We start from the raw sequence: 13,096 nt of genomic DNA on the forward strand, positions 1-13,096 counted from the left end.
GTGAGCGCTCCAACCCTTCACAGAACCCCCGTACGTCGTGCCGCGATAGCCCTGACCGCCTCCGCGTCGGCTCTCGCCCTCACCGCGTGCGGCGTTGTCGACGGCATCGCCGGAAGCGGCGGCGCCGCATCCCCGACGAAGGGCGACGACATCACGGTGGGGCTGCTCCTGCCCGACAAGGACACCGCGCGCTTCGAGAACTTCGACTACCCGATCATCAAAAAGGGGGTCGCCACCCTCACGCACGGCAAGGGCACGGTCGTCTACGCCAACGCCGAGGCGAGTCAGGAGAAACAGAGCCGGCAGCTCCAGGAGCTGGTGGACCAGAAGGTCGACGTCATCCTGCTGGACGCGCTGGACGCCAAGGCCATCGCCCCGGACGTCCAGAAGGCGAAGGACGCCGGTATCCCCGTCATCGCCTACGACCGGCTCGCGCAGGGCCCGGTCAGCGCGTACGTCTCGCACGACAACGAAGCCGTCGGCGAGATCCAGGCGCGCGCCATCACCGAGGCGCTCGGCAGCAAGTCGGCATCCCGCAAGATCGTCATGATGAACGGCGACCCCGCGGACACGAACTACGCGAAGTACAAGGGGGGAGCCCTCAAAGAATTCGACAACAAGGTCCAGATCGCCAAGGCGTACGACACCGACAAGTGGTCGCCTGCGGTCGCCAAGGCGAACATGAAGAAGGCGATCCAGGCCGTCGGCCTCGACAACATAGCCGCCGTCTACGCGGCCAACGACGGCTTGGCGGGCGCCGTCATCGAGGCGCTGAAGGAGGCGGGCGCCACCAAGATTCCCCCGGTGACCGGCCAGGACGCGAACCTGGACGCGGTGCAGCGGGTCGTCTCGGGCGAGCAGTCCATGACCGTGTACAAGCCGTTCCTGGACGAGGCCACCCACGCCGCGGAGATGGCGGTCTACATGGTCCAGGGCCACGACATCCAGTTCGACGCGCTGACCCAGGACAGGGTCGACAGCCCCACCGAGAAGGAGATCCCTTCGATGCTGGTGCCGGCGGTCTCCCTCACGACGGACAACATCAAGAGCACGGTGATCGCGGACGGCGTCTACACCGTCAAGGACATCTGCACCCCGAAGTACGCGGAGGACTGTGCGGCGATCGGCCTGAAGTAGGTTCATGCGCCCCGTGCCCGCGACAATGATCCGGGCACGGGGCGGTCACATGATCGCCCGGACAGGCTCTGCTGGACAGGTCCCGGCAAGCCGCCCGGCTCAGAAGGCGTGCGCCATCAGCTCCGCGAAGAGCGCGTGCTCGTCGACATCGAGGCCCCGCGAGCGGAACCAGCCGCAGATGTTGGCGCAGTCGCGCTGGAGGAAGGTCATCCCGTTCAGGTTGCCTACCAGGTCGACGATCTGTGGCAGGTCGATGATGACCAGCCGCTCGCCCGCCGCCAGGATGTTGTACGCCGAGAGGTCGCCGTGCACGACGCCGTTCTGCACCATCGTCGCGAGCGCATCGGTGAGCTGCTCGAAGTACGCCGCCAGCAGCTCGGGTGAGGGTCGGGTCTGGGCGAGCCGGGGCGCGGTCTGGACGGCGCCGTCCTCGTCGACGACGGTGATCCACTCCATCAGGATCTCGGTGCCGTCGATCTGGACCGGGTAGGGAACCGGTAGTCCGAGGTCCCAGAGCCGCACCAGCGCACCCCACTCGGACACCGCCCACTCGCCGGCCGCGACCTGCCGGCCGAAGGTGCTCTTCCGCTTGAGGGCCCGCTCGTCACGTGAGCGTTTCATCGAACGGCCCTCGGTGTAGGACGCGGAGCGGTGGAAGGTCCGGTGCTCGGGAGAGCGGTACCGCTTGGCCGCCATGACCACCCCGGTGGCAGGGTCGAGCGGGTCGGCGCGCTCGACGAGGTGGACGTCGGCCTCCTTGCCGGTCTTGAGGACGCCGAGCTCGGTGTCGATCGCGCCCTGCGAGGTCACCACCCAGTCCGGGAGGGGCTCGGGGCCTCGGCAGAGGGGTTCGACACTGAGCCAGGTCGACCAGCGCCGGCCGTCCTCGAGGTCGTCGTAGGAATGGAAGTCGAAGACGAACCGGTCGTCGACGTCGCCCAGGTCGTCCGGCGGCGGGACGTGGCGGTAGGTGTCGGTGATGAAGTCGTCAGGAAATGCCGGGTGCTGAGGGTGCTGCGAGAGATCGTCGTGAGACATCGCTGGAGGTGCTCCATGAGGCGAGAGGGAGGCGGTCTGCGGGCAGGCCGAAGACAGTTGTGGTCACGGTCGTGCCTCCTCTCGTGGAGCACCGGGCAGCTCCCGGTGTTTCGCCCATGGTGAGGGGCGGACACAGGGAGCTGCAACCGAATAAAGACGGCCCGCGTCGAACGGCCCCAGCGGTGCCGTAGGTTCCCGGTGTGATCCTCCGTACCGGGCTCGTCCCGGCCCTGTTCGGGCTGACGTCGGCCGGGTCGTTGCTGTCAGCCGGTCGTGACGACAGCCCGTCGCGCGGGCGGTCGTGACGACAGCCCGTCGCGCGGCTGTGGTGTCAGCAGGGCTGGGGAATGCCGTTGCCGATGGTGTCCGGCAGGGGGTTGGTCTCGCTGTAGATGTCGGTGTCCTTCATGTAGCCCCACTGGCCGTTGTCGGCCTGCGTCCACAGCCACCGGTACGGGTGCGGGCCGCCGACGTAGGCGCCGTGGTCGGTGCGGCACTCGAACCAGCTCGGGTTCGAGTACATCTTGCCGACCGCACGATTCGTGTTGGGGCCGGCGTAGACGGTGGCCCCCACGACGTTGTTGCAGTACATGTGCATTCCGCCGTCGCCCCACCAGCACGGTGTGGCCGCCTCGGCCGTGCCGGAGAAGACGGTGCCCAGCGCGGCCAGCGACACGCCGGTCGTGAGAAGAGCCGAGAACTTGCGAGTGGATGCCTTCATGGTGATCCCCCTGTGATGGTGCGATGGTGTCGTTTCGGTGGGGCCGCGCGGATTCCCACGCCACGCGAGCGGTAGTGGTGGTGCTGCGTCGCGCGGCCGCTCTTGAGTGCGTGAGGCGGGACCGGCACGGTTCAGCAGGAACGCACCGGGTTGGTCTCGCTGGAGATCGAGGTGTCCTTCATGTAGCCCCACTGGCCGTTGTCCGCCTTGGTGAACAGCCAGCGGTTCGGGTGCGGGCCGCCCACGTAGGGCCCGTCGTCGCGGCGGCAGTGGAACCAGCTGTGGGTGCTGTTCATGTAGCCGACGATCCGGTCGGGGATCGGGTAGCCGTCGGTTTCCCGGGAGTCGTAGACCGGCGCGCCTCGCACGTTGTAGCACCAGTAGTAGCCGTTGCCGTCCGGACCGGTGCAGCCGCTCGCCGCCGCGGCGGTTCCCGCACCCGCCAGTCCTGTGCCCGCCGTCACGGCCGCCACCATCGTGGCAGCCAAAATCCCCCGTACGCGCATGGAGCGCTCCTTCGCGGTGATCGTGTTCTCGTCTCCGAGTGAGGTGCGCGGCCGCGTACCTCGACCGCCGGAGCCCGGTGGTCGTCGGCAAGCCTGCCCCAGCCGCTTCGTCCGCGCACGGCGGTTCGGGCTCAGCCGAAAGACCTGCCCGGCACGGGTGAAATATTTGACATCAAAGGTCTGTTCGGAGCTGGACCGCGATCACTCACGGGACGCGGTGGTCGGCCTCGGTGGGTCGTGGCCGATGCGCACAGGGGGACCGGAGCGTCCGGGCGTCGCCGTCGAGGACGGCCCGGCCGAGCGGGGTCGGCATGTGCAACACCGTGTTGGCGGTCCGGTGGCTGACGACGAGACCGGCCTGCCGCAGCACGGTGGCGTGTTCGCTCGCCGAGGCGGGCGAGATGCGCAGGCGCCGGACGATGTCCGCGCCCGTGATGCCCCCGGCCGCCGCGATCTCCTCCAGAACGGCGGCGCGCGTGGCCCCGAGCAGCCGCGCCACGCAGTCGCCGTCGGACTTGTCGGCGGGCTCCACCAGGCGCTGCAGACCGCGGTTGGCCGGATAGACCAGCACCGGGTCCAGCCGCGTATCGCGCAGCGTGATGGGGCGGGCCCAGCAGAAATACGACGGGACGAGCAGCAGCCCCCGACCGCCCAGGTGGAGTTCCCTTCGGACGGGATAGGCCACCGAGAGGACCGGTGCCTCCCAACGGATCTGCGGATGCAGGCTGTTCAGCATGCGCTCCACGCCCCCGTCCAGCAGGTCGGCCGCACGCGCTGCCCGCTCGGCCGCCACCACGGTGTGTATGCGGTCCCAGGCAGGGGCCAGGACACGTTGGTGGTAGCGGCGCATCGCGGTGCCCACGCGCCGTAGGGCTCCGGTGTCGGCGTCGGCCAGCGACCGCATCCAGGTGGCTGTGCCGCGTTGTCCGGCCAGGATCGTGAGGTCCGTGCGCAACCTGTCCCGAGCCGTTCGCTGCACGGTGTCCATGGCCGACTCGATATCGCTGTCGGCGGGCGTGAGGAAGTCCGGGGAGTAGCCCCTCGGCGGAGCGAGAGGCAGCAACAGACGTGCGGACGGATCCAGCGTACCGAGAGCCTTGGCGCGCCACGGCCCGAACACACCGTGGTCGGCCGGCCCGCGCAGAGCGTGCAGGCTCAGCAGCATCTCCCAGGCCGGCACCGGTCCGGCGGCGATACGGATTCGCCCGACGTCCTCGCTGGTGAGGTGGATCCGCAGCACTTGAGCTCCCCCGATGAACAAGTGGTCTCAGGATACGACGCTCCGGGACGGCTGGTCGGTTCGCCCACGGTTGACTTTTGGTCGCTGACCAACTCTACTGGAGAGAGAACTTGGTCAAAGACCAAGAATAGAACACAGGAGTACGACATGACTGCGAAGACATGGTTCATCACCGGCGCGTCCAAGGGGTTCGGCAGGCAGTGGACCGAGGCCGCGCTGGAACGGGGCGACCGGGTCGCCGCGACAAGCCGGGCCCCCGGCGCCTTCGACGACCTGATCAAGATCCATGGCGGCAACCTGCTGCCGCTCCAGCTCGAAGTCACCGACCGCGCGGCCGTCGATGCCGCTGTGCGTCAGGCCGCCGACCACTTCGGCCGCCTCGACGTCGTGGTCAACAATGCCGGTTACGGCCTGTTCGGCACGGTCGAGGAGATCAGCGAGGAGCAGGCCCGGGCGCAGATCGAGGTGAATCTGTTCGGTCCCCTGTGGGTCACGCAGGCCGCGCTGCCCCACCTGCGCGCCCAGGGCGGCGGGCACATCATCCAGGTCTCCTCGATCGCGGGCGTCTTCTCGCTGCCGGGCCTCGGCGTCTACCACGCCTCGAAGTACGGCCTGGAGGGATTCACCGCGAGCCTCGCCAAGGAGGTCAAGGACTTCGGCATCAAGGTCACCCTGGTCGAACCCGCCGGATACGCCACCGAGTGGGCGGGACCGTCCGCCGTCCACGCCGAACGCCTCGCCGCCTACGACGACTTCCGCGCCGGCATGCAGCGGCCGGCCGGAGTGCGCGGCGAGCCGAGCGCCACCCGCGCGGCGATCCTCGCGGTCGTCGACGCCGACGAGCCGCCGCTGCGGATCTTCTTCGGCAAGGGGGCGCTCGACGTGATCCGGGCGGAGTACGCGTCCCGCATCGAGGAGTGGGAGCGCTGGGACGCGGTGTCCCAGGCGGCATTCGGTGTCTGAGCGGGTCCCTGGAATGACCATGAAAGGGGCTGTGAACAGCCCGCTTGTACCATGACCAAGAAATCGCCGGTGGGTGACGGAGAACGGAACGGGACACGAGGATGCGCTGGACACTGGACGACGTGATCGAGGCGGCGTTCACCACGCTGGAGGCCGAAGGCCTCGACAAGCTGACGCTGCGCGGGGTCGCCCGCACCCTCGGCTCCCACCTCAACTCGGTGAGCTGGTACGTGAAGACGAAGCAGACCCTCATCGAGACGATGGCCGACCACATCGTCGGCACCGTTGACGTCACCCACCTGCCGGACGAACCGGTCGAACGAGTCCGCACGGTCGCCATCCGCTACCGGGACGCCCTGCTCGCACACCGCGACGGCGGCCGCCTGGTCGCGGGCACCTTCAACGGCACGGGCAAGACGCTGCGCGTCGGCGACACGATCGTCGGTGCCCTGCTGGACGCCGGATACGGCGAGACGGACGCGGCCCGCCTGTGCTGGTCGATCGTCTACTTCACGCTCGGCCTGACCCAGGAACAGCAGACCCCGTCCGACAATCCCCGCGGCTCGTTCCACGAACTCGTCGCCACCGGCAGCTACCCGGCCCTCGCCAGGGTCGGCGAGCAGCTCATGGTCGCGGACTCCTTCGACGACCGTTTCCACTACGGCCTGTCGAGACTGCTGCCCCCGAGGGCGTGAAGACACCTCGGCGACGCGGCCCCGCAGCACGGTGCGCCCGCCGACGGACGAGACACGTACGGCCACCGTCATCGCCCGCGTGCTCGCGGCGCACCGTGGGCGGGGATTCGGGGAGGAACTCTTCGCGCGGAAGCGCGGGTTCGTCGAGACCGAGCGATACCTCCTGCCGGGGGACACCATTCCCTGGACCGACTTGCGACTCTCCTGAACCAGACAGACCTTTCCATTGCCGCCGGCCGGGTCGGCCAAGGAACTCTCGCCATGACCGTGATACTAATACCGGTATAAGTATTGGGAAGCGCCGTATGGCGTCGCACGGCAGGGAGTCATGACACATGGTGGAGATCAAGACCGACACGGCACTTGAAGCGATGCGAGAAGCCGGACGTGTCGTGGCCCACGCACTCGCGGCCGCCCGTGCGGCGGCAGGCGTGGGAGTCCGACTGCGCGAGCTCGACGAAGCCGCCCGCACCGTTCTCACCAAGGCCGGAGCACGTTCTCCGTTCTTGGGCTACCAGCCCTCCTTCGCTCCGGTCCCGTTCCCCGCCGTGATCTGCGCCTCCGTGAACGACGCCGTCTCGCACGGCATCCCCGACGACTACCGCCTGCGCGACGGCGACCTGGTCAGCATCGACTGCGGGGCCGAACTCGACGGCTGGACCGGCGACGCCGCGATCAGCTTCACCGTCGGCACCCCTCGCCCCGCCGACCTCGAACTCATCGCCGCCACCCAGCAGGCCCTGGACGCGGGCATCGACGCCGCCACCGTCGGCCATCGGATCGGCGACATCTCTCATGCCATCGGCACGGTCGCCCGCAGGGCCGGCTGTGGAATGCCGGCCGACTTCGGCGGCCACGGCATCGGCCGCCAGATGCACGAGGACCCCCACGTACCCAACCACGGACGACCCGGCCGCGGCTTCCCCCTGCGCCACGGCCTCGCCCTCGCCCTCGAACCCATGCTCATGGCCGGAGGGCGCAACGAGTACCACACCGACCCCGACGGATGGACCCTGCGCACGGTCGACGGCAGCCGAGCCGCCCACATCGAACACACCATCGCCATCACCGAGGACGGCCCCCGCATCCTCACCCTGCCGTGACCGAATGGCATGTCGATCCACGGGCCTCACCCCGTCCGCAGCCGGGCGGAGGGTTGCTCCATGGCGTTGTCCAGATGAGTGATGACGGCCGGTACGTCATCGCTCTCGGTACTCTCGATCAGCTTCAGGGCCGGCCGGACGAGGACACCCGGTCGCGCTATCAATCGTGCGAGCACGGCGGCCCGGATGTCGAGCCGCTTGATGGTGGCCTCGCGCTCCTGTTCGTTCTGGCCGGCCAGCAGGACGGCGTTGTACCACGCCTCCTCGCGGGACTGACGGACACTGAAGTCGAGGATCTGCTCGTCGGTACGGCCTCCTACCTGATCCAGCAGCGACATGAGCGGCGACAGGGCACCCAGCGAGTCCTGCAGCACCAACACCACCCGCGCAAGGATGTCGTTGATCAGCAGAAAGTCGTGCCGTAGCGCGTGGATGTCCTCGCCCGGACTGGTCCGCGCGGCGGCGATGGCCAGGTCGAGGTTGATGTGCGCGTTCACGCCGAGTATCAGGTGCTGGACGATGATGGTGTCGGCGTCGTCGAGCAGCCCGAACGTCTCGCGCCAACAACGCGGCCCGCTCCGGTCACGATGCCAGGCGTCGTACGCCTCGAAGTAGCGGTTGCCGAAGTGCGTGTCGAAACGGTCCATTCGGACGCCGTCGTCGAACAGCCCACCGTGAATGGCCGTGCGGACCTCGACGGTCACCTGGCGGTACAGCGCCGCGAAGTACCCGACCCGGTCACCGGCGCGGCCGGCCTCCCGCACGATCGCGGCAAGCCCGTCCACGACATCGTCGATGTTCTCTGCTCTCATGCCCAACTCCCTCTCACAGTCCCCATGTTCGGCCCGCACTCTGACGACTGCTGTCCGCAGCGCCGATTGCAGCCCCCGTCCTACCACCGCACACCGGGGAACGGGACTGAGAGAGCAGCGCCGGCGATATCGCCGGCGGTATCGGTCGACTACCGAGGCGCTGTCCGAGTTCACCGAGAGCCGACCCATTCGATCTTCGAGACGTGGCGCTCGATCTCGCCCTGGTCGAGCGTCAGTTGCGCTTGGCGGCGTTCTCGATGCGGTCGAAGAGCTGCTGGCGGCGGTGGGCGTGGGTGAAGTCGGCGACTCGGTGGGTGCCTTGGTGCAGGTCTTCGCGGATGCCGGCGTAGGCGTGGCCGACGGCGTAGGCCACGCTGGTCCGGGCGTCGGCGAGGGCGGGCAGCTCGTAGGCGGCGGGCAGGGGCAGTTCGGCCAGTTCGCTGTTCTCGCCGCGGGCGCCGCGGAGGCTGATCGGTCCGACCTGGAGATGACCGTTGGGCGCGGTGACCTGGATGTCGCCCTCGGTGCCGTTGATCTCCCACAGGAAGTTCGTGCCCCGGCTCAGTCCACCGCGGTAGTGGGCGGAGACGACAGTGCCGGACTCCAGGACACCCTGGACGGCGATCTGGTCGGGCGAGCGCACCGCCACCTCCTCGCCGGTCTGCGTGACGCGGGCAGTGGCGCGGCGGGTGACGGTGATCGCGTCGAGGTCGGCGAACTCCCCGAGCACCATGGTCAGCGCGTCGATGGTGTGGCCGAAGGGGATGGTCAGCATCGTCGCGCCGTTCGCGGGGTCGAGCAGATAGAGGGTGCTCTGGTCGATGGTGTCGCCGAAGGCGAATCCGGAGCCGACCAGAGTCGTGGACAGTACGTCGCCCACGTAGCCGTCCGCGATGAGGTCGCGCAGGTACTGGATGTGCGGTGCGGTGCGGGCCTGGAGACCGACGAACGTACGGATGCCCTTGGCCTGAGCGGTCTCCGCCAGCTCCTTCGTCTCGGTCGCGTTCTTGCCCAGCGGCCATTCGCTGAGCACCATCTTCCCGGCGTTCAGCGCGGCCATGACATTCACGTAGTGATCGGGAGCCTTGACGCTGACCACGACCAGGTCGACGTCCGGGCTCTCGGCCAATTCCTTGGCGCTGCCGAAGGCGAGTGGCACTCCGTACTGCTCGCCCGCCCTGCGGGCGGAGTCGGGGTTGGACGTGCTCAGTGCGCGTACGTCGAACCCGTCGAGGGCCCGCAGCGCGGGCAGGTGGGAGGCGGCCGCCCAGCCGCCGGAGGTGCTGAGGCCGATGATTCCCACGCCGATGGAAGATCCGGACGCAACCGAGGAAGGGGCCAAGGACATAGATATCTCCTACGAGTTGAGGAGCGGGGGGCATAGATCACCTCCGCCGCCTCACCGTAGTCCATGTACACATTCTTGCGAACATAGCCGTGGTGGCCGGCCCGGTACCCTTGCGCCATGGCCAGCCGCACGTCCTCCCCGCTCACCCACCCCGCCACGGAGGACTTCGACCTCTTCCAGATCATGAGAGCCCTGGCCGACCCCACCCGGCTGGCCATCGTGGTGACGCTCGCTTCCCGACCCGGCCTGGCATGCAAGGGCTTCTATCCGGTCGTCGCGAAATCGGCCCTCACCCGCCACCTCCGCATCCTGCGCGAGGCCGGTCTCATCCGGCAGCACGACGCCGGCACTCTGCGCGTCAACACCCTGCGCAAGGACGACCTCGACCAGCGCTTTCCCCACCTGATGGCACTGGTCACCAAGGAAGGCGCCGGTCGCCGGATCCTGGTGGCCGACACCGAAGGCGTGTGACGCATCTTCACTGTTACGATTCAGTGAATCTCGCCGTTCGGGCGGGCGCGTCGTACAGGCTTGTCCGAGATGTCCCAGGAGGCTCCCATGGCGGGCAGGGCCGGCCGCGTGACGGCGACCGACGTCGCCAAGGAGGCAGGGGTCTCACAGACGACGGTCAGCTATGTACTGAATGACGTGCCGCACCAGAAGATCTCCGAGCAGACCCGGCGCAAAGTGCTGGATGCGGTGGCGAAACTGGGCTACAAGCCGTCGGCCGCCGCACGCGCGCTCCGCCTGGGCCGCAGCGATCTGGTGGTGATGTTCCTTCCGGACGTTCCTGTCGGCGGCACTCTGACCTCCCTGGTCGAGCTCCTCGGCGACGAACTGGAGCGGCACGGCCTGAACCTCGTCACACGGCGCGAGCGGCACGCCCCGCTCGAATCGCTGTGGCGGGAACTCATGCCGGCGGCCGTGATGACGACCTTCGACGTCTCCCCCGAGGACGCGGCCAGCATGCGGGCGGCCGGAATCCACGTGGTCAGCGCCGGGATGGGCCCTACGGTCGATCCGGGCGTCCTGACCATTCCCCAGCGTCTCATCGGCACGATGCAGGTCGAGCGGCTGGCGGCGACGGGGCACACCCGTACCGGCTATGCCGCTCCCGGGGATCCCCGGCTCCAGGAGTTCTTCGCCCTGCGGCTCGACGGCGCCCGTGCCGCCTGCGCGGAACTCGGCCTTGAACTCCCAGTCGTGCTTGATGTGCCCCTCGACATCTCGGCCGCCGCCGCGGCGGCCGAGCACTGGCACTCGGCCGTCCCGGCCGTCACGGGAGTGTGCGCCTACAACGACGAGACGGCATTCGCCCTCCTCGCGGGCATGCGCAGGGTGGGTCTCTCCGCCCCCGGTGACCTGGCCGTGATCGGTGTCGACAACGACAAGCTGGCGCCTTTCGCGATGCCACCGCTGACGACGATCGACAACAACCTCGATGTCGTCGTGGGCCGCGCGGCCCGGATGATCGTCAGTGGCGTGACCGGCCGATCGCTGCCGACGCCGCCCCAGGTGACTCCGCTGAGCCTGGTCGTACGCGAGTCGGCCTGACGCGAGCCGACCGGACGGCGGTCGGCCTGACGCAACGGTCGGCTTGACGCCAACGGTCGGCTTGACGCCAACCGGCCTCGCTCAAGCCGGCCCCACTCGCTTCGGCCCGGCCGGCCCGGCCGGGGCGCCCGCGGGCGTGCCTCGGCGCCACTCCTCCGAATTCCGGCTTTCCGGAAAACACTGACGCAAGGGTCTTGTGGCCCGCCAAGGGGTGGGCTTACGTTACGCATACGTTTCACTTGTACGTATCAGTGGCTGGTTCGCATCCATCGAAAACGGTGGAGCTCACACCCATTCGGCCAGGAACGGCTGACCGCCAAGAGCGGTCCAGGCCGCGTCAGGACCTGGTTCCCCCACTACCTCCGAGGCCCTTCAGGGCGGCTTGATGCCCGCCGCCGCCCGGTCATCCACTCACCAGCGGAGTACCCATGCGAAGAATCGCGCTGACGGCCGTATCGGCTGTCCTGATGTTGTCCGTGGCCGCGTGCGGCTCGGGCTCAGGTTCCGGTTCGGGTAACGCGGCCACCGGCGGCACGCTCACCCTGGCGCCCGTGATCGCGGCGCAGCCATGGGATCTGGCCGACGCCGGTCTCGGCAACAACGCGCAGTACTACCAGCCCGTCTACGACCCGCTGCTGCGGTTGTCCCCGACGGCCGAGGTCAAGCCCAACCTGGCGACCAAGTGGTCGTACGACGCGGCCCGCACGGTACTCACGCTGACCTTGCGCAGCGGCGTCAAGTTCACCGACGGCACCGCCCTGGACGCGGCGGCGGTCAAGGCCAATCTGCTGCACACCAAGGGAGGCAGCAGCGAGGCGGCGGGCCAGCTCACGAGCATCAGCGGCGTCGACGTGGTCAACGCCACCACGGTCGCGATCAAGCTCTCGGCCCCCGACCCCTCGCTGGTGCCGAACCTCGGAAACGTGGCCGGAATGATGGCCAGCCCCAAGGCCATCACCGCGGGGACCCTCAAGACGGCCCCGGTGGGCTCCGGCCCGTACGCCATGGACAAGTCCGCCACCACGGCGGGCAGCACGTACACCTTCGTACGCAATCCGGATTACTGGAACAAGGCCGCCTTCCCCTTCGACAAGATCGTCCTCAAGCCGCTGACCGACCCGACCGCCGTGCTCAACGCGCTGCGCTCGGGACAGATCAACGGTGCGCTGCTGGCCAGCGCCAAGAACGTCGCGCCGGCCAGGAGCAGCGGGCTGAACGTCACCAAGTACACCTCCGGTGACGTCGAGGGCGTGTACATCTGGGACCGCGAAGGAAAGATCGTCAAGGCGCTCGGCGACGTCCGGGTCCGCCAGGCCCTGAACTACGCCTTCGACCGTTCCACGATCGTCAAGACGGCGAAGCAGGGACTCGGCAAGGCGACGACCCAGATCTTCAACCCGGCGGGCTCCGCCTTCGACAGCTCGCTGGACTCCAAGTACCCCTACGACCCGACGAAGGCCAAGCAACTGCTGGCCGAGGCGGGCTATCCGCAAGGCTTCTCGGTCACCGTCCCGGATGTCTCGTCCGTCTTCCCGGACCAACAGGCGGCCATGGTCCAGCAGTTGGAGGACATCGGGATCAAGGTCAAGGTCGACAAGATCCCGCCCACCCAGCTCATCAGCGCCCTCCTCGCGGGCAAGTACCCCCTGTCCTACATGACCCTGGCCTCCTTCCGACCCTGGGACACCATCCAGATCGAGGTGGCCAAGAGCGCTCTGTGGAATCCGCTGCACAGCGAGGACCCCAAGGTCACCGACCTCATCACCAAGGCCCAGTCGGCGACCGGAGCCACCCAGGACGCACTGTTCAAGGAGCTCAACACCTACCTCGTCGACCAGGCGTGGAACGCGCCCTGGGACTCCGTGGAGAGCAACTACGCGACGACCAAGGGCGTCACCTTCACGCCGCAGGCGTTCGCCGCCGTACCGCCGATCTACAACTTCAAGCCCGCTGGCTGACCCGGGCGACGGGCCGGGCGG

At 68.4% G+C, this 13,096-nt stretch carries 13 protein-coding genes and 1 pseudogene; 8 read left to right on the forward strand and 6 right to left on the reverse strand.

Features of this window, described 5'->3' with window-relative positions:
* Entirely contained in the window at positions 1 to 1,137 is a 1,137-nt protein-coding gene (locus tag OHA11_RS44085; protein WP_266506663.1) for a sugar ABC transporter substrate-binding protein, read from the forward strand.
* 99 nt (positions 1,138 to 1,236) lie between these two features.
* On the opposite strand, the gene OHA11_RS44090 is transcribed toward OHA11_RS44085, so the two are convergent.
* The 4 genes from OHA11_RS44090 to OHA11_RS44105 all read right to left on the reverse strand — a co-directional run bounded on the left by OHA11_RS44090 (position 1,237) and on the right by OHA11_RS44105 (position 4,642).
* Positions 1,237 to 2,175: a serine protein kinase RIO gene (locus OHA11_RS44090; protein ID WP_266506665.1), complete on the reverse strand. Its 939-nt coding sequence runs from the start codon at positions 2,173 to 2,175 to the stop codon at positions 1,237 to 1,239.
* 331 nt (positions 2,176 to 2,506) lie between these two features.
* On the reverse strand, positions 2,507 to 2,896 hold the full coding sequence (locus tag OHA11_RS44095; protein ID WP_266506667.1) for a hypothetical protein: 390 nt from the start codon (positions 2,894 to 2,896) through the stop codon (positions 2,507 to 2,509).
* Between the two features lie 131 nt (positions 2,897 to 3,027).
* Positions 3,028 to 3,402 carry a hypothetical protein gene (locus OHA11_RS44100; RefSeq protein ID WP_266506669.1) on the reverse strand — a complete coding sequence of 125 codons (375 nt, stop codon included), beginning with the start codon at positions 3,400 to 3,402 and terminating at the stop codon, positions 3,028 to 3,030.
* 205 nt (positions 3,403 to 3,607) lie between these two features.
* Entirely contained in the window at positions 3,608 to 4,642 is a 1,035-nt protein-coding gene (locus tag OHA11_RS44105; protein WP_266506671.1) for a winged helix-turn-helix domain-containing protein, read from the reverse strand.
* 147 nt (positions 4,643 to 4,789) lie between these two features.
* Here OHA11_RS44105 and OHA11_RS44110 point away from each other — a divergent pair, with 147 nt between their 5' ends.
* From OHA11_RS44110 to map, 4 genes and pseudogenes are all read left to right on the forward strand, one after another.
* A complete protein-coding gene (locus OHA11_RS44110; protein ID WP_266506673.1) occupies positions 4,790 to 5,605 on the forward strand; it encodes an SDR family NAD(P)-dependent oxidoreductase in 816 nt (271 codons plus the stop codon).
* Positions 5,606 to 5,706: 101 nt separating this feature from the next.
* The gene (locus OHA11_RS44115) at positions 5,707 to 6,300 is read left to right on the forward strand and encodes a TetR/AcrR family transcriptional regulator C-terminal domain-containing protein (RefSeq protein WP_266506675.1); all 594 of its coding nucleotides are present in this window, start codon (positions 5,707 to 5,709) and stop codon (positions 6,298 to 6,300) included.
* A 25-nt stretch (positions 6,301 to 6,325) separates the two neighbouring features.
* Positions 6,326 to 6,508, forward strand: a pseudogene (locus OHA11_RS44120) (N-acetyltransferase); the annotation flags it as partial.
* Positions 6,509 to 6,635: 127 nt separating this feature from the next.
* Positions 6,636 to 7,403: a type I methionyl aminopeptidase gene (gene map / locus OHA11_RS44125; protein WP_266506677.1), complete on the forward strand. Its 768-nt coding sequence runs from the start codon at positions 6,636 to 6,638 to the stop codon at positions 7,401 to 7,403.
* A gap of 26 nt (positions 7,404 to 7,429) precedes the next feature.
* Here map and OHA11_RS44130 read toward each other — a convergent pair whose 3' ends face one another.
* On the reverse strand, positions 7,430 to 8,215 hold the full coding sequence (locus OHA11_RS44130) for a DUF5995 family protein (RefSeq protein WP_266506679.1): 786 nt from the start codon (positions 8,213 to 8,215) through the stop codon (positions 7,430 to 7,432).
* 232 nt (positions 8,216 to 8,447) lie between these two features.
* Positions 8,448 to 9,563 (reverse strand): Gfo/Idh/MocA family protein, encoded by a 1,116-nt coding sequence (locus OHA11_RS44135; protein ID WP_266506681.1) that lies wholly within the window; start codon positions 9,561 to 9,563, stop codon positions 8,448 to 8,450.
* Between the two features lie 117 nt (positions 9,564 to 9,680).
* Here OHA11_RS44135 and OHA11_RS44140 point away from each other — a divergent pair, with 117 nt between their 5' ends.
* From OHA11_RS44140 to OHA11_RS44150, 3 genes are all read left to right on the forward strand, one after another.
* Entirely contained in the window at positions 9,681 to 10,034 is a 354-nt protein-coding gene (locus tag OHA11_RS44140; protein WP_266506683.1) for a helix-turn-helix transcriptional regulator, read from the forward strand.
* Between the two features lie 87 nt (positions 10,035 to 10,121).
* Complete coding sequence (locus tag OHA11_RS44145; RefSeq protein WP_266506685.1) at positions 10,122 to 11,117, forward strand: LacI family DNA-binding transcriptional regulator; 996 nt, start codon at positions 10,122 to 10,124, stop codon at positions 11,115 to 11,117.
* A gap of 428 nt (positions 11,118 to 11,545) precedes the next feature.
* A complete protein-coding gene (locus OHA11_RS44150) occupies positions 11,546 to 13,075 on the forward strand; it encodes an ABC transporter substrate-binding protein (RefSeq protein ID WP_266506687.1) in 1,530 nt (509 codons plus the stop codon).
* Positions 13,076 to 13,096 lie beyond the last annotated feature (21 nt).

The organism is Streptomyces sp. NBC_00878, from assembly GCF_026341515.1.
In the GTDB taxonomy this organism is placed as follows: Bacteria; Actinomycetota; Actinomycetes; order Streptomycetales; family Streptomycetaceae; genus Streptomyces.

Coding starts and splice junctions, on each gene's coding strand:
- OHA11_RS44090 (WP_266506665.1), bottom strand. CDS start 2,175: ATGTCTCACGACGATCTCTCGCAGCACCCTCAGCACCCGGCATTTCCT.
- OHA11_RS44095 (WP_266506667.1), bottom strand. CDS start 2,896: ATGAAGGCATCCACTCGCAAGTTCTCGGCTCTTCTCACGACCGGCGTG.
- OHA11_RS44100 (WP_266506669.1), bottom strand. CDS start 3,402: ATGCGCGTACGGGGGATTTTGGCTGCCACGATGGTGGCGGCCGTGACG.
- OHA11_RS44110 (WP_266506673.1), top strand. CDS start 4,790: ATGACTGCGAAGACATGGTTCATCACCGGCGCGTCCAAGGGGTTCGGC.
- OHA11_RS44115 (WP_266506675.1), top strand. CDS start 5,707: ATGCGCTGGACACTGGACGACGTGATCGAGGCGGCGTTCACCACGCTG.
- map (WP_266506677.1), top strand. CDS start 6,636: ATGGTGGAGATCAAGACCGACACGGCACTTGAAGCGATGCGAGAAGCC.
- OHA11_RS44130 (WP_266506679.1), bottom strand. CDS start 8,215: ATGAGAGCAGAGAACATCGACGATGTCGTGGACGGGCTTGCCGCGATC.
- OHA11_RS44135 (WP_266506681.1), bottom strand. CDS start 9,563: ATGTCCTTGGCCCCTTCCTCGGTTGCGTCCGGATCTTCCATCGGCGTG.
- OHA11_RS44140 (WP_266506683.1), top strand. CDS start 9,681: ATGGCCAGCCGCACGTCCTCCCCGCTCACCCACCCCGCCACGGAGGAC.
- OHA11_RS44145 (WP_266506685.1), top strand. CDS start 10,122: ATGGCGGGCAGGGCCGGCCGCGTGACGGCGACCGACGTCGCCAAGGAG.
- OHA11_RS44150 (WP_266506687.1), top strand. CDS start 11,546: ATGCGAAGAATCGCGCTGACGGCCGTATCGGCTGTCCTGATGTTGTCC.